This is a genomic window from Escherichia sp. MOD1-EC4550 (assembly GCF_963876935.1).
In the GTDB taxonomy this organism is placed as follows: domain Bacteria; phylum Pseudomonadota; class Gammaproteobacteria; order Enterobacterales; family Enterobacteriaceae; genus Escherichia; species Escherichia coli_F.
Genome location: NZ_CAWNSE010000050.1, coordinates 21,496 through 39,488 on the forward strand (window position 1 = coordinate 21,496; position 17,993 = coordinate 39,488).

At 48.8% G+C, this 17,993-nt stretch carries 19 protein-coding genes; 11 read left to right on the plus strand and 8 right to left on the minus strand.

What is annotated here, in order from left to right:
* Positions 1 to 11: 11 nt before the first annotated feature.
* Genes lsrB through tam form a run of 4 tightly spaced genes read left to right on the plus strand, consistent with a single transcriptional unit; the run spans position 12 to position 3,065 of the window.
* Positions 12 to 1,034: an autoinducer 2 ABC transporter substrate-binding protein LsrB gene (gene lsrB, locus AACU19_RS20795; protein WP_088541886.1), complete on the plus strand. Its 1,023-nt coding sequence runs from the start codon at positions 12 to 14 to the stop codon at positions 1,032 to 1,034.
* Between the two features lie 26 nt (positions 1,035 to 1,060).
* Positions 1,061 to 1,936 (plus strand): 3-hydroxy-5-phosphonooxypentane-2,4-dione thiolase, encoded by an 876-nt coding sequence (gene lsrF / locus AACU19_RS20800; RefSeq protein WP_105278477.1) that lies wholly within the window; start codon positions 1,061 to 1,063, stop codon positions 1,934 to 1,936.
* A gap of 23 nt (positions 1,937 to 1,959) precedes the next feature.
* Positions 1,960 to 2,250 (plus strand): (4S)-4-hydroxy-5-phosphonooxypentane-2,3-dione isomerase, encoded by a 291-nt coding sequence (gene lsrG, locus AACU19_RS20805; RefSeq protein ID WP_000558527.1) that lies wholly within the window; start codon positions 1,960 to 1,962, stop codon positions 2,248 to 2,250.
* A 56-nt stretch (positions 2,251 to 2,306) separates the two neighbouring features.
* Complete coding sequence (tam, locus tag AACU19_RS20810; RefSeq protein ID WP_001286550.1) at positions 2,307 to 3,065, plus strand: trans-aconitate 2-methyltransferase; 759 nt, start codon at positions 2,307 to 2,309, stop codon at positions 3,063 to 3,065.
* Between the two features lie 3 nt (positions 3,066 to 3,068).
* On the opposite strand, the gene AACU19_RS20815 is transcribed toward tam, so the two are convergent.
* From AACU19_RS20815 to sad, 6 genes are all read right to left on the minus strand, one after another.
* Positions 3,069 to 3,983 (minus strand): bestrophin family protein, encoded by a 915-nt coding sequence (locus tag AACU19_RS20815; RefSeq protein WP_039021838.1) that lies wholly within the window; start codon positions 3,981 to 3,983, stop codon positions 3,069 to 3,071.
* A gap of 196 nt (positions 3,984 to 4,179) precedes the next feature.
* Positions 4,180 to 5,631 (minus strand): tagaturonate reductase, encoded by a 1,452-nt coding sequence (uxaB, locus tag AACU19_RS20820; RefSeq protein ID WP_105278478.1) that lies wholly within the window; start codon positions 5,629 to 5,631, stop codon positions 4,180 to 4,182.
* 227 nt (positions 5,632 to 5,858) lie between these two features.
* Positions 5,859 to 7,277, minus strand: coding sequence for a sensor domain-containing diguanylate cyclase (locus tag AACU19_RS20825; protein WP_123057639.1), 1,419 nt, complete (start codon positions 7,275 to 7,277; stop codon positions 5,859 to 5,861).
* A 138-nt stretch (positions 7,278 to 7,415) separates the two neighbouring features.
* The gene (locus AACU19_RS20830) at positions 7,416 to 7,775 is read right to left on the minus strand and encodes a DUF4186 domain-containing protein (RefSeq protein WP_001191039.1); all 360 of its coding nucleotides are present in this window, start codon (positions 7,773 to 7,775) and stop codon (positions 7,416 to 7,418) included.
* Complete coding sequence (glsB, locus tag AACU19_RS20835; RefSeq protein ID WP_000257402.1) at positions 7,775 to 8,701, minus strand: glutaminase B; 927 nt, start codon at positions 8,699 to 8,701, stop codon at positions 7,775 to 7,777. The genes AACU19_RS20830 and glsB overlap by 1 nt, the downstream gene beginning before the upstream one ends.
* 63 nt (positions 8,702 to 8,764) lie before the next feature.
* Positions 8,765 to 10,153 carry a succinate-semialdehyde dehydrogenase gene (gene sad / locus AACU19_RS20840; RefSeq protein WP_105278479.1) on the minus strand — a complete coding sequence of 463 codons (1,389 nt, stop codon included), beginning with the start codon at positions 10,151 to 10,153 and terminating at the stop codon, positions 8,765 to 8,767.
* Positions 10,154 to 10,253: 100 nt separating this feature from the next.
* Here sad and ptrR point away from each other — a divergent pair, with 100 nt between their 5' ends.
* From ptrR to ydeA, 3 genes are all read left to right on the plus strand, one after another.
* Positions 10,254 to 11,135 carry a putrescine utilization regulator PtrR gene (gene ptrR, locus AACU19_RS20845; RefSeq protein ID WP_105278480.1) on the plus strand — a complete coding sequence of 294 codons (882 nt, stop codon included), beginning with the start codon at positions 10,254 to 10,256 and terminating at the stop codon, positions 11,133 to 11,135.
* 77 nt (positions 11,136 to 11,212) lie between these two features.
* A complete protein-coding gene (gene yneK / locus AACU19_RS20850; RefSeq protein WP_088541883.1) occupies positions 11,213 to 12,328 on the plus strand; it encodes a putative protein YneK in 1,116 nt (371 codons plus the stop codon).
* 147 nt (positions 12,329 to 12,475) lie between these two features.
* Positions 12,476 to 13,666: an L-arabinose MFS transporter gene (gene ydeA, locus AACU19_RS20855; protein WP_088541882.1), complete on the plus strand. Its 1,191-nt coding sequence runs from the start codon at positions 12,476 to 12,478 to the stop codon at positions 13,664 to 13,666.
* A gap of 24 nt (positions 13,667 to 13,690) precedes the next feature.
* Here ydeA and marC read toward each other — a convergent pair whose 3' ends face one another.
* A complete protein-coding gene (gene marC, locus AACU19_RS20860) occupies positions 13,691 to 14,356 on the minus strand; it encodes an NAAT family transporter MarC (RefSeq protein WP_000885028.1) in 666 nt (221 codons plus the stop codon).
* Positions 14,357 to 14,567: 211 nt separating this feature from the next.
* On the opposite strand from marC, the gene marR reads away from it, so the two are divergent.
* From marR to marB, 3 genes are read left to right on the plus strand one after another with little or no spacing between them, the layout of a single operon-like run.
* Entirely contained in the window at positions 14,568 to 15,002 is a 435-nt protein-coding gene (marR, locus tag AACU19_RS20865) for a multiple antibiotic resistance transcriptional regulator MarR (RefSeq protein WP_000843424.1), read from the plus strand.
* Between the two features lie 20 nt (positions 15,003 to 15,022).
* Entirely contained in the window at positions 15,023 to 15,406 is a 384-nt protein-coding gene (marA, locus tag AACU19_RS20870) for an MDR efflux pump AcrAB transcriptional activator MarA (RefSeq protein WP_000091199.1), read from the plus strand.
* A gap of 31 nt (positions 15,407 to 15,437) precedes the next feature.
* Positions 15,438 to 15,656, plus strand: coding sequence for a multiple antibiotic resistance protein MarB (gene marB / locus AACU19_RS20875; RefSeq protein WP_000803540.1), 219 nt, complete (start codon positions 15,438 to 15,440; stop codon positions 15,654 to 15,656).
* A 30-nt stretch (positions 15,657 to 15,686) separates the two neighbouring features.
* Here the strand turns inward: marB and eamA are convergent, their stop codons facing one another.
* Complete coding sequence (eamA, locus tag AACU19_RS20880) at positions 15,687 to 16,586, minus strand: O-acetylserine/cysteine exporter (protein ID WP_032184269.1); 900 nt, start codon at positions 16,584 to 16,586, stop codon at positions 15,687 to 15,689.
* A gap of 194 nt (positions 16,587 to 16,780) precedes the next feature.
* Here eamA and ydeE point away from each other — a divergent pair, with 194 nt between their 5' ends.
* Positions 16,781 to 17,968, plus strand: coding sequence for an efflux MFS transporter YdeE (gene ydeE, locus AACU19_RS20885; RefSeq protein ID WP_105278481.1), 1,188 nt, complete (start codon positions 16,781 to 16,783; stop codon positions 17,966 to 17,968).
* The last annotated feature ends 25 nt before the right edge of the window (positions 17,969 to 17,993 follow it).

Sequence of the window (17,993 nt, forward strand, 5' to 3'; positions counted from 1 at the left end):
AGGATATCTTCATGACACTTCATCGCTTTAAGAAAATCGCCTTACTTAGCGCTCTTGGCATTGCCGCAATCTCTATGAATGTGCAGGCCGCAGAGCGTATTGCTTTTATTCCCAAACTGGTTGGCGTGGGATTTTTTACCAGCGGTGGCAACGGCGCACAACAAGCTGGTAAAGAGCTGGGCGTTGATGTGACCTACGACGGGCCGACAGAACCCAGTGTTTCTGGTCAGGTACAGTTGATTAATAACTTCGTCAATCAGGGGTATAACGCCATTATCGTTTCTGCGGTTTCGCCTGATGGCTTGTGTCCGGCACTGAAACGCGCCATGCAACGTGGCGTGAGAGTGCTGACCTGGGACTCTGATACCAAACCGGAGTGCCGCTCTTACTACATTAATCAGGGAACGCCCGCCCAGTTGGGAGGTATGTTGGTGGATATGGCGGCGCGTCAGGTGAATAAGGACAAAGCCAAAGTCGCGTTTTTCTACTCAAGCCCCACCGTTACGGACCAAAACCAGTGGGTGAAAGAGGCGAAAGCGAAAATCGCCAAAGACCATCCAGGCTGGGAAATTGTCACTACGCAGTTTGGCTATAACGATGCCACTAAATCGTTACAAACCGCAGAAGGAATATTAAAAGCCTATAGCGATCTCGACGCCATTATCGCCCCGGACGCCAACGCCCTGCCCGCTGCCGCACAAGCCGCAGAAAACCTGAAAAATGACAAAGTTGCGATTGTCGGATTCAGTACGCCAAACGTGATGCGTCCGTATGTAGAGCGCGGCACGGTGAAAGAATTTGGCCTGTGGGATGTGGTTCAGCAAGGCAAAATTTCAGTTTATGTCGCGGATGCATTATTGAAAAAAGGATCAATGAAAACGGGCGACAAGCTGAATATTCAGGGCGTAGGTCAGGTTGAAGTCTCGCCAAACAGCGTTCAGGGCTATGACTACGAAGCGGATGGTAATGGCATCGTACTGTTACCGGAGCGCGTGATATTCAACAAAGAGAATATCGGCAAATACGATTTCTGATGTGCATTACTTAACTGGAGTACGTTATGGCAGATTTAGACGATATTAAAGATGGTAAAGATTTTCGCACCGATCAACCGCAACAAAATATCCCTTTTATCCTGAAAGGTTGCGGTGCGCTGGATTGGGGAATGCAGTCACGCTTATCACGGATATTTAATCCGAAAACGGGTAAAACCGTGATGCTGGCCTTTGACCATGGTTATTTTCAGGGGCCGACTACCGGACTTGAACGCATTGATATAAATATCGCCCCGCTGTTTGAACATGCCGATGTATTAATGTGTACGCGCGGCATTTTGCGCAGCGTAGTCCCCCCGGCGACCAATAAGCCGGTAGTACTGCGGGCGTCTGGTGCGAACTCTATTCTGGCGGAATTAAGTAATGAAGCCGTGGCGTTATCGATGGATGACGCCGTGCGCCTGAACAGTTGCGCGGTGGCAGCGCAGGTTTATATCGGCAGTGAATATGAACATCAGTCGATTAAAAATATTATTCAGCTGGTCGATGCCGGAATGAAAGTAGGAATGCCGACCATGGCCGTGACTGGCGTGGGCAAAGATATGGTGCGCGACCAACGTTATTTCTCGCTGGCTACCCGAATCGCCGCTGAAATGGGGGCGCAGATTATCAAAACTTATTATGTCGATAAAGGTTTTGAACGGATTGTTGCCGGATGTCCGGTACCCATTGTTATTGCTGGCGGTAAAAAATTACCGGAGCGCGAGGCGCTGGAAATGTGCTGGCAGGCTATCGATCAGGGCGCTTCTGGTGTGGATATGGGGCGTAATATTTTCCAGTCTGACCATCCGGTGGCGATGATGAAAGCCATACAGGCGGTGGTACACCATAACGAAACGGCTGATCGGGCATATGAACTCTATCTGAGTGAAAAACAGTAACTGCGGATTTAAGGAGAAGAATCATGCACGTCACACTGGTTGAAATTAACGTTCATGAAGACAAGGTTGACGAGTTTATCGAGGTTTTTCGCCAGAACCACCTGGGCTCGGTACAGGAAGAAGGCAATTTGCGCTTCGATGTCTTACAGGACCCGGAAGTGAATTCGCGCTTTTATATCTACGAAGCTTATAAAGATGAAGACGCAGTGGCGTTCCATAAAACCACGCCCCACTACAAAACCTGTGTCGCAAAACTGGAATCTTTAATGACCGGGCCGCGTAAAAAACGTCTGTTCAATGGATTGATGCCGTGAGGCGAATTTATCAGTTTTATCTACAATTGGGGTAACGCACTGACGGGAGTAAATAAATGTCTGACTGGAACCCCTCTTTATATCTGCACTTTGCCGCTGAACGATCGCGTCCGGCGGTGGAGCTGCTTGCCAGAGTGCCGCTGGAGAATATCGAATACGTTGCCGATCTTGGCTGTGGCCCAGGTAACAGCACCGCCCTGCTGCATCAACGTTGGCCTGCGGCCAGGATAACAGGCATCGACTCGTCTCCGGCGATGATTGCTGAAGCGCGCAGTGCTTTGCCAGACTGCCAGTTCGTGGAAGCAGACATCCGCAACTGGCAACCGGAACAGGCACTCGATCTGATTTTTGCTAATGCCTCGCTGCAATGGCTGCCCGACCATTACGAACTGTTCCCTCATCTGGTTTCGTTACTCAGTCCGCAGGGCGTGCTGGCGGTACAAATGCCGGATAACTGGCTAGAGCCAACCCATGTGCTCATGCGCGAAGTCGCCTGGGAACAAAATTATCCGGATCGCGGGCGTGAGCCGCTGGCTGGCGTTCATGCTTACTACGATATTTTGAGCGAAGCCGGATGTGAGGTCGATATCTGGCGAACCACCTACTATCACCAGATGCCGTCGCACCAGGCGATTATCGATTGGGTGACCGCCACTGGATTACGTCCGTGGTTACAGGATCTGACCGAGAGCGAACAGCAGCATTTTCTTACGCGCTACCATCAGATGCTGGAAGAGCAGTATCCACTGCAAGAGAACGGAGAGATACTGCTGGCATTTCCGCGTCTGTTTATTGTTGCCCGGCGTACGGAGTAATTATTACGTCAGCTGGTAATGACGATCGGGAAGAATTTTTGCTGGAATTTCTGCTTCATCGTTCATCTGTAACAGGTCAATTTCAATAGCGTTGCAGATGGCATCCAGCGGTAAATCATTGTTTTCAGTACCGAACGGATCTTCCAGCTCTTCCGCCAGACAATCCAGCGAAATAAAAGTGTAGGAAATCAGCACAGAGATAAAAGGCGTCATGTAATGCAGATCCACAACCAGCGCGAACGGCAGCATGATACAAAACAGATACACGGTACGATGCAAAATCAGGGTGTAGGCAAAAGGAATTGGCGTATAGGCAATACGCTCACAGCCTGCCAGAACCGCCGAAATATCGTTGAGCCGATCGTTAAGACTAATAAACAGGATATCTGAAAGCTGTCCATTGCGTCGCTGAACCGCCAACCACTCCCCCATTATCAACAAGATACGGTTAGCTGGAGTGTTTGAAGCCAGTACACGCTGAAGATCTTCAGTCTTGAGATAATGTGCCAGCACTTCCGCCTGTGGTTGTTTGCGTAATGTCATGCGTAAACAGTGGGCGAAGGCGATTTGCAGCCGTGCAAACTCCCTTACACTTGCCGAATCCGGCAATGTCGTTTTTACCTCGCGCAGTAACGACCGTGAGGCAATCATCAACTGCCCCCAAAGTTTTCGCGCTTCAACGTAACGGGCGTACCCGGCATTATTACGAAAACCAAGAAAAATGGCGATGGCGACACCGAGAATGCTGAACGGTGCGAGGGTGAATTTGATTCCCAAATGCGTGTACCAGGGCAGCATGAAAATAACAGCGATAGAAAAGAGAAAATTGAGTAGTAAGCGCGAGGATATCTTGGATAATACTGAACCGTGCCAGACAAAAATACGGCGCAGCCAGTGTTGTTGTGGACGAACGATCATGGTTATCTTCAGGCGTGGAAAAGTCGCCCTATTAAACGTGATTACGATCACATTCTCAAGACACTACTTACAAATTACCTACAAGCTTACAACATTAACAGGTGCTGCATGTGGCACCTGTTAATGATAAAGGCACATAGGATGTTGTAACTAATATAGTGAAATAAGAAACCCGGTCGAAACCGGGTTCAGAGTATTAGCACAACGGGCGTACCGCTTCACGCATTCCTTTTTCGAGAATCGCATCCAGGTCATTAGCAACCAGCTCGACCAGACCAGGCACTTGCGTCAGGTCCTGCTCCCAATGGTCTTTTTCTGCCAACACTATAGCAACCAGTTCCTGGGTACCGATAACACCGTCACGATGCTGGCTCCAGAGTTGCTGATAACGTTCCAGCCAGTGCGCATCGTCCTGTACCGGATATGTTTCTCCATTACGCTCACCGCGATAGAACGCAATCAATGCTGCTAATGCGAAAGAGAGACGCGCCGGAAGTGTGCCGTTTGCCTTCTGCCCTGCCAGCAGCTGCGGCAGGATACGGGTGCGGAACTTGGTCATACCGTTAAGCGCGATAGACAGCAGCTGATGCTTGATGTACGGATTACGGAAACGTCCGGTGACTGCACTGGCGAAAGATTCCAGTTCATCACGAGGCAAATCCAGTACCGGAATAATCTCTTCGTAGATGGCTTTTTCAACGAATGCACAAATTTCAGCATCGTTCATCGCTTCACCTACAGTATCCAGCCCTGCCTGGAACGCCACCGGCACCAGCGCCGTGTGTGCACCGTTGAGGATTGCCACTTTGCGCTCTTTATACGGTTTAATATCGTCAACAATCAGCACGTTGAGCGGATATTTGTCCAGACGCAGCTCAGTCGCTAAGGATTTCGGCCCCTGAATCACAAACAGGTAAAAGTGTTCAGCGGTGTCGAGGAAACCATCGTGATAACCCAGCTCTTCTTCCAGTTTGGTCACTTCATCACGTGGATAACCGGTAACGATACGGTCCACCAGCGTAGAACAGAAGCTGTTAGCCTGATCCAGCCATTGAATAAATGCTTCTGGCAGTGCCCACTCCTGTGCGTAGTGCAGCACCAGTTCACGCAACGCATCGCCATTGTAGTCAATCAACTCACACGGAATGATGATCCAACCTTTATCCTGCGCTCCGTTGAAATGGCTGAAACGTTCGAACAGCAGACGGGTCAGTTTTGCCGGATAGCTTACCGCTGGTGCGTCATCGAATTTATCGCCCGCATGGTAGCTGATACCCGCTTCGGTGGTGTTAGAGAACACAAAGCGCATTTCCGGATTGTGCGCCAGTTTCAGGAATTCATCGTATTCACTGTAAACGCTGATTTCACGATTAACAGAGCGAATCAGACGCGCGTCGCTGACCGCTTCACCCTTCTCGTTCAGGCCACGGATAATAGTGGTGTAAAGACCATCCTGCGTGCTCAGTGACGGCGGGAATGAAGTTTCAATCGGACGAACAACGACCACGCCAGAATTCAGATCGGTGTGCTCATTCAGGAGATCGATTTGCCAGTCAACAAAGGCGCGCAGGAAGTTACCTTCACCAAACTGAATGATACGTTCTGGATACTGTGCACCGGGAAAATCGCGACGATTTAGTGTTTTCACAATGGGTTCCCTTCTGATTAGTCATACAACCTGTTTGAATTGGTACGACAGGTTAGCAAACTTTAATACGCCGAACCCCTGTTTTGATCAACTCCTGATGATTAATGAGCAGTTTTATGAGAAAAGTGTGGCGCGGATCATGGTTTAATCGAGGAACTACGCCTTTTATTCGCTCAATAAAGTGGTAGAACACATTCCGTTAAAATCGCTCTGCATGGATAAAGATGTCAGACAACTTCCTCACCGTAACGCATAGTGCTGGTACGGTTGCGCCCATCTTTCTTCGAGCGATACAGACATGTATCGGCTTCGACCATCAATTTATTAAAGTCATCGGTCAGCGTTCGGTACGATGCGCAACCACTACCGACGCCAATACTTACCGTGAGATAAAGCGTTTTTTGTTGCCAGGTGAATGGTTGCAGTTCAACGCCTTTACGGATTTTTTCCGCCATTAACAGACCATCGACAGGATTCACCGATGGCACTGCAACAGCAAATTCTTCGCCGCCCATTCGCGCCACCAGCCCCTTATCACCGACAATCTTTTGAATATGCTGGGCAAACACGCTTAACACTTTATCGCCACATTCATGTCCATAGTTATCGTTAATGCTTTTGAAATAGTCGATATCAAGCAGCATGACAGTCAGATGTTGTGTCTGTTTCAGCGATGGACTTTTCAGCGCCTCATAAAGACCGGACCGTGAGTAAACCTGAGTCAGAAAATCAAAGTCGGCTCGCAGCGCAACTTGCTTCATTAGCGAATTGATCGCTGCCACGCTAAAAGAAACCATAATTGGGCATATCGCCATCGTGGCAATACCGAGACGTGCGGAGAACATTTGCGGAATGGAGAACGGCGAACCGACCGAGATATCAATCACCGAATTTGCCACCAGTACGATTTCCACCGCACCGGTGACAAAGGTCAACAGACATGTTACCTGCGGCGTATAGCGCACTGCACACCAGATTAATGCAGGCAGCGGGAACGCCAGACTCCCCGCTCCGCCAATGACTACCGAGGCAACAACCGACACAATAAGCGCGATAGCGGGCATCATCTGTTCTGCTTTAAAGCGCGGCAGCACTCCAGGAATTGCCAACGTCAGCATACAAGGCACGATCAACACGCCCGTTGAGAATTGCTCACTGAACCAGTCGGCAAGCAAAGGCCAGAAATCCAGACTATCAATACTGACCGAACCAATCGCCCCGACAATAGCGCATAATAATGCGGCAATCAGACAGTAATTAAATAGCCGTAAGGCACTTACTGGCTCGTACTTATTTTTCCCCAGACGCTTATCCCGCGCGACCAGTAAGGCGACGGTAACAATAAACATCATATTGGAGAAATTGATAGCCAGTGAAACCAGCCCCCATTCGGTGGTTATGGCATCATAAACCAGCATTGCCACATAACTGATCGCATAGTAATGCAGTCGATTAAGCCAGACATAGCGGGCAAACACCCCCGCCATTACGCCATTCAGCGGCCAGAAAAGAGAAAGTTCGTGAACCAGCCGTAACTCTGCACCAATAAAATAGAACAGCGTGGTTAGCACAAAAATAGCGATGCTATTACGTAGCAGATGACCTTCCTGGAACAAACGGAAAGTTGAAATGGGCTGTACATGCATTAATTATCTGTCCATACAATTGCGGGTGGCAATTATCTCAACGTAATAAGTAAATTCTCATAAAGGATAGCATGTTCGCTGACAGCGGCGGCAAATAAAGATATCCTGGGAATGCTATTTTATCGTTTTCCGCAATTATCATGGCTGATTCATCTGTATAACCAACCAGTGATAGATTACCGACACGATATAACGTTGTTGTTCCCCGCTTAACGAAACACCCTGCGGAATGTTATGCCACTTAGCCAGACAACCGCGACAACAGGTTGCAGTGGCGTGCTGAGCGATAAACACCGGATGCCCGCGCATGGGGGTTTGCTTACCGTCGTTAGCCGGTAATGCCGGAGCAAGACGTTTAGAGACAAAATCCGCCGCATGTTGTTCGATGACTGGCGCGCCTTTCTCCAGACAATACTGACGCTCTTTCACACCCAAACGAAAGCGAGAGCGAAATTTTGAACGGGATAAACGCGCGAAGAGTGGATCGAGAGACTGCATTAATAAACCGAACGCCCTAATTGTTTCGTCAATTGTTCAAGGACAGCAATGCCCGCAAGCGAGTTACCGGCATCATCCAGTTCCGGGCTCCAGACTGCGATGGCCATTTCATGCGGAACAATCGCCACAATACCGCCACCAACGCCAGATTTTGCCGGTAGTCCCACCCGCCAGGCAAACTCCCCCGCGTTCTGGTACATACCACTGGTCGCCATCAGCGCGTTAATTTGCCGCGCCTGCATTGGCGTCACCACAGGTTCATCAATATGAATAGCTTTCCCCTGATTAGCCAGAAAGACAAACGTCCGGGCCAGCTCTATACAGCTCATTTTCAGAGCGCAGTAATGAAAGTAGTTTTGCAGAACGGTTGTCACGTCATGATGGAAATTGCCAAACGACTTCATCAGCCAGGCGATAGCCGCATTTCGCGCGGAGTGTTCAAATTCGGAACGCGCTACCACCGTATCGTAGGAAATATCAGACACACCGCTTAAGCCGCGCACGACTTCCAGCATACGTTGCCGAGGAGCGCTTAATCGCCCTTGCAACATATCGCAGACCACCAACGCACCGGCATTAATAAACGGATTACGCGGAATACCCTGCTCCATTTCCAGTTGCACTAAAGAATTGAACGGTGATCCAGACGGATCTTTGCCGACGCGTTGCCAGATTTCCTCTTCGGAGTAATGACGCATGGCGACAACGAGACTCAGCACTTTGGAAATAGACTGAATGGAAAAACGTTCTTGTGCGTCTCCGGCCTGAAAAAGCTGTCCGTCAACGGTACAGATAGCTATGCCCAGTCGGGAACCATCAACCGTCGCCAGCGCCGGAATATAATCCGCGACTTTACCCTGACCAATGAGCGGCCGCACTTGCCGCAAGATGTTTTCTAAAATTGCATTATCCATGGCGACTGCCACTTTCTACTCCTGGACCGCAGGTCTGAAAAGACCTGCGAGTATATCAGAGCTGAATATGTAGCGTCAGATCCGGTCTTTCCACACCGTCTGGATATTACAGAACTCATGTAAACCGAAATGGGAAAGTTCACGACCAAAGCCACTCTTCTTCACGCCACCAAAGGCAACTCGCGCATCACTGGCACAATAACCATTGATAAACACGCCACCGCATTCCAGATGTGCCGCTATCTGTCTGGCCCGTGTTTCGTCGGTGGTGAAAATGGTCGCTGAAAGACCGAACTCGCTATCATTAGCCAGTTCCAGCGCATGTTCTGCATCCTTTGCAATAGTGATTGCCGCAACGGGGCCAAACATCTCTTCCCGAAATGCAGTCATTTCTGGTGTGACATTCGAAAGAACCGTTGGCGGATAGTAGTTACCTGCCCCAGCCATCTTTTCCCCGCCCAGTAACAAACGCGCCCCCTGCGCCAGGGTTTTCTCCACCTGATGATGCAGCTCATCACGTAAATCAAAACGAGCCATTGGTCCGAGAGCGTTCTCTTCGTCACGGGGATCGCCCATTTTCAAGGCTGCCGCAGCTGCCACAAAACGTTCGGTAAATGCCGAAGCAATTCCCTCTTCGATAATAAAGCGTTTTGCCGCTGCACAAACCTGTCCGGTATTCTGATAACGTCCGGCTACCGCCGCTTTCACCGCAAGTTCCAGATCGGCATCGTTAAGCACAATAAACGGATCCGAACCGCCCAGTTCCAGTACACATTTTTTCAGTGCCGCTCCAGCCTGTGCGCCAATAGCTGCTCCCGCACGAACACTTCCGGTCACTGTGACAGCAGCAATGCGCGAGTCTTTAATCATCTGACTGACACCGTCGTTGTCAGCATTCAGCCAGCCATATACGCCTTGCGGGATCCCCGCATCTTTAAACACCTGGGCAATGAGCTGTGCACAGCCCATCACATTCGGCGCATGTTTAAGTAAGTAGCCGTTACCTGCAAGAATGATGGGAACAGCGCCACGCATCACCTGCCATAACGGAAAATTCCACGGCATAATCGCCAGAATCGTCCCCAACGGTCGATACTCAATAACCGCCTGCTGATTTTCCACCAGCGTAGGTTCCGCCTTCAGCATCGCCGGACCATGTTCTGCATACCAGTCACACAAATTCGCCGATTTCGCCACTTCAGCACGCGCCTGGTTGATCGGTTTGCCCATTTCACGGGTGATCATTTGCGCAATTTCTTCGCTACGGGCGCGCAGAGCCTTACCGATATCACGCAGTTTTTCAGCACGATAATCTATATTTGTCTCGCGCCAGTCGCGAAAGCCTGCTGCCGCCAGCTGAAGTGCGTTTTCTATATCGTCAGCGCCAGCCCACGGCAGCACAGAAAGTTGTTCACCAGTGGCAGGATTTATCGAAATTGCATGGGTTGCCGGAGTAATGGTCATCGGGGTATCTCCTTTATGGGTTATGGTAAAAAGATACGCAGATTTACTCTTGCTTGAAAATGAATAATATTAAGCCACTTATTCACGAATTGAGAATGCCATGGATCTGACCCAACTGGAGATGTTCAACGCGGTTGCCGAAGCTGGCAGCATTACCCAGGCTGCAGCAAAAGTGCATCGCGTCCCGTCGAATCTCACTACCCGTCTACGCCAGCTGGAAACAGAACTGGGGGTTGATCTGTTTATTCGCGAGAATCAGCGTTTACGTCTCTCGCCTGCCGGGCATAACTTTTTACGCTATAGCCAACACATTCTCGCGTTAGTGGATGAAGCGCGGAATGTTGTCGCTGGCGATGAGCCGCAAGGTTTATTTTCTCTTGGTTCGCTGGAAAGCACCGCAGCAGTGCGCATTCCGCCCACGCTGGCGGAGTTTAACCGTCGTTATCCCAAAATTCAGTTTTCGCTTTCCACCGGTCCTTCCGGCACCATGCTGGAAGGGGTGCTGGAGGGAAAACTGAATGCGGCATTTATTGATGGGCCCATTAACCATACTGCTATTGATGGAATACCGGTCTACCGCGAGGAGTTGATGATTGTCACGCCGCAAGGACATGCACCAGTAACCCGCGCCAGTCAGGTTAATGGCTGTAACATTTATGCATTCCGTGCCAATTGTTCATATCGTCGCCACTTTGAAAGCTGGTTTCATGCCGACGGTGCAGCGCCGGGGACCATCCATGAGATGGAGTCGTATCACGGTATGTTAGCCTGTGTGGTTGCAGGTGCGGGCATTGCACTTATCCCACGCTCAATGCTGGAAAGTATGCCGGGGCATCACCAGGTTGAAGCGTGGCCGTTGGCTGAGCAATGGCGTTGGTTAACAACCTGGCTGGTCTGGCGTCGCGGTGCGAAAACGCGTCCTCTTGAAGCGTTTATTCAACTGCTCGATGTGCCTGACTCAGCAAAACAGTCTTCCCAATGAGCTATTTTTGATAGTTCTTGCAGCTCATATGCTCTATATAGTGATGTTCCGATGACTTATGACTATATGGGGCAAATATGGTTACGCCAGTAAGCATCAGCAATTTCATCTCACTTCCTGATGATTTTCCCGTTCGCAATATTGCACCTCAGGTAAAAGAAGTTTTGAAGGATTTTATTGATGCGCTCAGCATTATAATATGTGATGAGGAGTGGCGTACGTCTTTAAACATCAATTCAAACACCAAAAAGATATTCAATAATCTTGATAACCTATCTTATATACAGAGGACAACTTTCCGAGATAACGACACGCTATACAATGAAAAGGTTCAATTTAAACTCACTTATCCTGTTAAGAATGGAAGACATAAAGAAAACATTGAATTTCAGGTAGTAATAAATTTAAGCCCTATTTATTTAGATAATTTTCGCCACGATGGGGAAATTAATATTTATTGTGCTCCCGACCCAAAGCCTGTCACTATGGGTCGGGCCTTTCAGACCGGCGTCGAGCGTGTGCTCTTTCTATTTCTTAATGACTTTATTGAACAATTTCCAATGATCAGCCCCGGCGTCCCCATCAAAAGGTCTCATACTCCACATATTGAACCTCTTCCTCCTGAGCATCATACCGCTGCAGATTACTTACGTCAGTTTGATTTATTCGTACTGAACTTTATCTCTCGTGGTAATTTTGTCATACTCCCACGACTATGGAATAAGCCGCAGGTCCACAGGTGGTTCGCGAATAAAAACCCAAACTTAATCACCGCCATCTACGACATAAAGGATAACCCATTAAAAGAGGAGTTATTACAAAACCTCATGGATTCATTAGGTTCTAACAAACAAGTACTACCTGAAGTTTGTATCTGCTTTTTATCGCTTTTATCAAACAAAGAAATACCTCACTTTCAGAGTCTATTCTTATTTTTTACAAATATGTTATTGCACTTTCAAATTTTTATGAAACCTAATGAAAATGACCTGAATGATGTGTTGATACCGGCATTATTAAGTGAAGATAAAAGTATCCATCGTATGGCACGCAAGATTTTAAAACTTTTTGTAAAAAATGAAATTCCGCCCAAAATTAGTAACGAAGAACTACTGGACAACAGGCCTCGTTCCCCTGTGAGGCCACCTTTACCATCAGCCACCAAAACGCCAGACCTTCCTGATCGTCATTAAAATGTGATGTTAACAACTCTCTGACGCGTGACAGAACAACCGTCAGAGAGATGGAAATGCGATCTAGATCACAAATGCATTGTATTCACATCATTAACCGTTTTAAGATCATTTCATTACTTTTCGCAACTCACCCGATAATCTGTTATGACAACAAACACTGTTTCCCGCAAAGTGGCGTGGCTACGGGTCGTTACGCTGGCAGTCGCCGCTTTCATCTTCAATACTACCGAATTTGTCCCTGTTGGCCTGCTTTCTGACATCGCACAAAGTTTCCATATGCAAACCGCTCAAGTCGGTATCATGTTAACCATTTATGCATGGGTAGTGGCGCTAATGTCATTGCCTTTTATGCTAATGACAAGCCAGGTTGAACGCCGCAAATTACTGATCTGCCTGTTTGTGGTGTTTATTGCCAGCCACGTACTGTCGTTTTTGTCGTGGAGCTTTACCGTTCTGGTGATCAGTCGCATTGGTGTGGCTTTTGCACATGCGATTTTCTGGTCGATTACGGCGTCTCTGGCGATCCGTATGGCTCCGGCCGGAAAGCGAGCACAGGCATTGAGTTTAATTGCCACCGGTACAGCTCTGGCGATGGTATTAGGTTTACCTCTCGGGCGCATTGTGGGGCAGTATTTCGGTTGGCGTATGACCTTCTTCGCGATCGGTATCGGGGCATTTATCACCCTTCTGTGCCTGATTAAGTTACTTCCCTTACTCCCCAGCGAGCATTCAGGGTCGTTGAAAAGCCTTCCGCTATTGTTCCGCCGCCCGGCATTAATGAGCATTTATTTGTTAACTGTGGTGGTTGTCACCGCCCATTACACGGCATACAGCTATATCGAGCCTTTTGTGCAAAACATTGCGGGATTCAGCGCCAACTTTGCCACGGCATTACTGTTATTACTCGGTGGTGCGGGCATTATTGGCAGCGTGATTTTCGGTAAACTGGGTAATCAGTATGCGTCTGCGTTGGTGAGTACGGCGATTGCGTTGTTGCTGGTGTGCCTCGCACTGCTGCTACCTTCGGCGAACAGTGAAATACACCTCGGGGTGCTGAGTATTTTCTGGGGGATCGCGATGATGATCATCGGGCTTGGTATGCAGGTTAAAGTGCTGGCGCTGGCACCAGATGCCACCGACGTCGCGATGGCGCTATTCTCGGGAATATTTAATATTGGAATCGGCGCTGGCGCGTTGGTAGGTAATCAGGTCAGTCTGCACTGGTCAATGTCGATGATTGGTTATGTGGGCGCGGTGCCTGCTTTTGCCGCGTTAATATGGTCAATCATCATTTTTCGCCGCTGGCCAGTGACACTCGAAGAACAGACGCAATAGTTGAAAGGCCCATTCGGGCCTTTTTTAATGATACGTTTTAATGATTTCCAGGATGCCGTTAATAATAAACTGCACACCCATACATACCAGCAGGAATCCCATCAGACGGGAGATCGCTTCAATTCCCCCCTTGCCCACCAGCCGCATAATTGCGCCAGAGCTGCGTAGACTTCCCCACAAAATAACCGCCACCAGGAAAAAAATCAGCGGCGGCGCAGCCATCAGTACCCAATCAGCGAAGGTTGAACTCTGACGCACAGTGGACGCCGAGCTAATAATCATCGCAATGGTTCCCGGACCGGCGGTACTAGGCATTGCCAGAGGTACAAAGGCAATATTGGCGCTGGGTTCATCTTCCAGCTCTTCCGACTTGCTTTTCGCTTCCGGTGAATCAATCGCTTTCTGTTGCGGAAAGAGCATCCGAAAACCGATAAACGCGACGATTAAGCCGCCTGCAATTCGCAGACCGGGAATCGAAATGCCAAATGTATCCATCACCAGTTGCCCGGCGTAATACGCCACCATCATGATGGCAAAGACGTACACCGAGGCCATCAACGACTGACGATTACGTTCGGCACTGTTCATGTTGCCTGCCAGACCAAGAAATAACGCGACAGTTGTTAATGGGTTAGCTAACGGCAGTAACACCACCAGCCCCAGGCCTATTGCTTTAAACAAATCTAACATTGGTGGTTGTTATCCTGTGTATCTGGGTTATCAGCGAAAAGTATAAGGGGTAAACAACGATAAAGTGTCACTCTTTAGCTAGCCTTAAATCGCATTGACCAAAACTTGAACCGATTTAGCAAAACGTGGCATCGGTCAATTCATTCATTTGACTTATACTTGCCTGGGCAATATTATCCCCTGCAACTAATTACTTGCCAGGGCAACTAATGTGAAAAGTACCAGCGATCTGTTCAATGAAATTATTCCATTGGGTCGCTTAATCCATATGGTTAATCAGAAGAAAGATCGCCTGCTTAACGAGTATCTGTCTCCGCTGGATATTACCGCGGCACAGTTTAAGGTGCTCTGCTCTATCCGCTGCGCGTCGTGTATTACTCCGGTTGAACTGAAAAAAGTGTTGTCGGTCGACCTGGGAGCGCTGACCCGTATGCTGGATCGCCTGGTTTGTAAAGGCTGGGTGGAAAGGTTGCCGAACCCGAATGACAAGCGCGGCGTACTGGTAAAACTTACCACCAGCGGCGCGGCAATATGTGAACAATGCCATCAATTAGTTGGCCAGGACCTGCATCAAGAATTAACAAAAAACCTGACGGCGGACGAAGTGGCAACACTTGAGCATTTGCTTAAGAAAGTCCTGCCGTAAACAAAAAAAGAGGTATGACGATGTCCAGACGCAATACTGACGCTATTACCATTCATAGCATTTTGGACTGGATCGAGGATAACCTGGAATCGCCACTGTCACTGGAGAAAGTGTCAGAGCGTTCGGGTTACTCCAAATGGCACCTGCAACGGATGTTTAAAAAAGAAACCGGTCATTCATTAGGCCAATACATCCGCAGCCGTAAGATGACGGAAATCGCGCAAAAGCTGAAGGAAAGTAACGAGCCGATACTCTATCTGGCAGAACGATATGGCTTCGAGTCGCAACAAACTCTGACCCGAACCTTCAAAAATTACTTTGATGTTCCGCCACATAAATACCGGATGACCAATATGCAGGGCGAATCGCGCTTTTTACATCCATTAAATCATTACAACAGCTAGTTGATAACGTGACAACGTCACTGAGGCAATCATGAAACCACTTTTATCCGCAATGGTAACCGCGCTTATTCTCTTCTCTGCGCAGAGCTTTGCGGAACAAACCACGCAGCCGGTTGTTACTTCCTGTGGCAATGTGGTGGTTGTTCCCCCATCACCGGAACAATCACCATTTGATTTTAACCACATGAGCACAGGCAGTGATAAATCGGATGCGCTCGGCGTGCCCTATTATAATCAACACGCTATGTAATTTATTCTGGCCCCGACATCTCGGGGCCTTTTAGCCTCTCACTTTCACGGCTTTACGCCACCGCATACCAAATACATTGATATACAGCCCGGTCATAATGAGCACCGCACCAAAGAATTGCAGACCCGTTAAGCGTTCATCCAGCAATAGTGCCGCACTTGCCAGTCCTACTACGGGCACCAGTAACGATAACGGTGCAACCCGCCAGGTTTCATAGCGTCCCAGTAACGTCCCCCAGATCCCATAACCAACAATTGTCGCCACAAACGCCAGATACATCAGAGACAAGATGGTGGTCATATCGATAGTGACCAGACTGTGAATCATGGTTGCGGAACCATCGAGAATCAGCGAGGCAACAAAGAAAGGAATGATCGGGATTAATGCGCTCCAGATGACCAGCGACATCACTGCCGGACGCGTTGAGTGTGACATTATTTTTTTATTGAAGATATTGCCGCACGCCCAACTAAATGCTGCCGCCAGGGTCAACATAAAGCCGAGCATCGCCACATGCTGACCGTTAAAACTATCTTCGATTAACACCAGTACGCCAAAAATCGCTAACGCGATCCCCGCCAGTTGCTTACCGTGCAGCCGTTCGCCAAAAGTAAACGCACCGAGCACAATAGTAAAAAACGCCTGTGCCTGTAACACCAGCGAGGCCAGTCCAGCAGGCATACCAAAGTTAATGGCGCAAAACAGAAAGGCAAACTGCGCAAAACTGATAGTTAATCCATACCCCAGCAGCAAATTCAGTGGTACTTTCGGTCGTGCGACAAAAAAGATGGCCGGGAAAGCGACCAGCATAAAGCGCAAACCGGCCAGCATCAGCGGTGGCATGTTATGAAGCCCCACTTTGATGACCACAAAATTTAGCCCCCATACAACCACTACCAGTAGCGCCAACACCCCATCTTTTCGCGACATTCTACCGCCTCTGAATTTCATCTTTTGTAAGCAATCAACTTAGCTGAATTTACTTTTCTTTAACAGTTGATTCGTTAGTCGCCGGTTACGACGGCATTAATGTGCAAATAAGTCGCTATACTTCGGATTTTTGCCATGCTATTTCTTTACATCTCTAAAACAAAACATAACGAAACGCACTGCCGGACAGACAAATGAACTTATCCCTACGACGCTCTACCAGCGCCCTTCTTGCCTCGTCGTTGTTATTAACCATCGGACGCGGCGCTACGCTGCCATTTATGACCATTTACTTGAGTCGCCAGTACAGCCTGAGTGTCGATCTAATCGGTTATGCGATGACAATTGCGCTCACTATTGGCGTCGTTTTTAGCCTCGGTTTTGGCATCCTGGCGGATAAGTTCGACAAGAAACGCTATATGTTACTGGCAATTACCGCCTTCGCTAGCGGTTTTATTGCCATTCCTTTAGTGAATAACGTGACGCTAGTGGTGCTCTTTTTTGCCCTTATTAACTGCGCCTACTCCGTTTTTGCTACCGTGCTGAAAGCCTGGTTTGCCGACAATCTTTCGTCCACCAGCAAAACGAAGATTTTCTCAATCAACTACACCATGTTAAACATTGGCTGGACCATCGGTCCGCCGCTCGGCACGCTGTTGGTCATGCAGAGCATCAATCTGCCTTTTTGGCTGGCTGCTATCTGTTCCGCGTTTCCCATGCTTTTCATTCAAATTTGGGTAAAGCGCAGCGAGAAAATCATCGCCACGGAAACAGGCAGTGTCTGGTCGCCGAAAGTTTTATTACAAGATAAAGCACTGTTGTGGTTTACCTGCTCTGGTTTTCTGGCTTCTTTTGTTAGCGGCGCATTTGCTTCATGCATTTCACAATATGTGATGGTGATTGCTGATGGGGATTTTGCCGAAAAGGTGGTCGCGGTTGTTCTTCCGGTTAATGCTGCCATGGTAGTTACGTTGCAATATTCCGTGGGCCGCCGCCTTAACCCGGCTAACATCCGCGCGCTGATGACAGCAGGCACCCTCTGTTTCGTCATCGGTCTGGTTGGTTTTATTTTTTCCGGCAACAGCCTACTATTGTGGGGTATGTCAGCTGCGGTATTTACTGTCGGTGAAATCATTTATGCGCCGGGCGAGTATATGTTGATTGACCATATTGCGCCGCCAGGAATGAAAGCCAGCTATTTTTCCGCCCAGTCACTGGGCTGGCTTGGCGCAGCAGTTAATCCATTAGTCAGCGGAGTGGTGCTCACGAACATGCCCCCTTCCACGTTGTTTATCATCCTGGCGATGGTAATCATTGCCGCGTGGGTGTTAATGCTGAAAGGCATTCGTGCAAAATCCTGGGGGCCGCCTGTGGCATGTTGATGGGCGTGCCTCACTGCCACGGCTT

Excerpts from the sequence above, each read along its gene's own strand:
- sad (WP_105278479.1), bottom strand. The coding sequence starts at position 10,153 with ATGACCATTACTCCGGCAACCCATGCAATTTCGATAAATCCTGCCACT.
- ptrR (WP_105278480.1), top strand. The coding sequence starts at position 10,254 with ATGGATCTGACCCAACTGGAGATGTTCAACGCGGTTGCCGAAGCTGGC.
- AACU19_RS20830 (WP_001191039.1), bottom strand. The coding sequence starts at position 7,775 with ATGCAGTCTCTCGATCCACTCTTCGCGCGTTTATCCCGTTCAAAATTT.
- lsrG (WP_000558527.1), top strand. The coding sequence starts at position 1,960 with ATGCACGTCACACTGGTTGAAATTAACGTTCATGAAGACAAGGTTGAC.
- ydeA (WP_088541882.1), top strand. The coding sequence starts at position 12,476 with ATGACAACAAACACTGTTTCCCGCAAAGTGGCGTGGCTACGGGTCGTT.
- AACU19_RS20815 (WP_039021838.1), bottom strand. The coding sequence starts at position 3,983 with ATGATCGTTCGTCCACAACAACACTGGCTGCGCCGTATTTTTGTCTGG.
- yneK (WP_088541883.1), top strand. The coding sequence starts at position 11,213 with ATGGTTACGCCAGTAAGCATCAGCAATTTCATCTCACTTCCTGATGAT.
- eamA (WP_032184269.1), bottom strand. The coding sequence starts at position 16,586 with ATGTCGCGAAAAGATGGGGTGTTGGCGCTACTGGTAGTGGTTGTATGG.
- lsrB (WP_088541886.1), top strand. The coding sequence starts at position 12 with ATGACACTTCATCGCTTTAAGAAAATCGCCTTACTTAGCGCTCTTGGC.
- ydeE (WP_105278481.1), top strand. The coding sequence starts at position 16,781 with ATGAACTTATCCCTACGACGCTCTACCAGCGCCCTTCTTGCCTCGTCG.
- marC (WP_000885028.1), bottom strand. The coding sequence starts at position 14,356 with ATGTTAGATTTGTTTAAAGCAATAGGCCTGGGGCTGGTGGTGTTACTG.
- lsrF (WP_105278477.1), top strand. The coding sequence starts at position 1,061 with ATGGCAGATTTAGACGATATTAAAGATGGTAAAGATTTTCGCACCGAT.
- tam (WP_001286550.1), top strand. The coding sequence starts at position 2,307 with ATGTCTGACTGGAACCCCTCTTTATATCTGCACTTTGCCGCTGAACGA.
- marB (WP_000803540.1), top strand. The coding sequence starts at position 15,438 with ATGAAACCACTTTTATCCGCAATGGTAACCGCGCTTATTCTCTTCTCT.
- AACU19_RS20825 (WP_123057639.1), bottom strand. The coding sequence starts at position 7,277 with ATGCATGTACAGCCCATTTCAACTTTCCGTTTGTTCCAGGAAGGTCAT.
- marA (WP_000091199.1), top strand. The coding sequence starts at position 15,023 with ATGTCCAGACGCAATACTGACGCTATTACCATTCATAGCATTTTGGAC.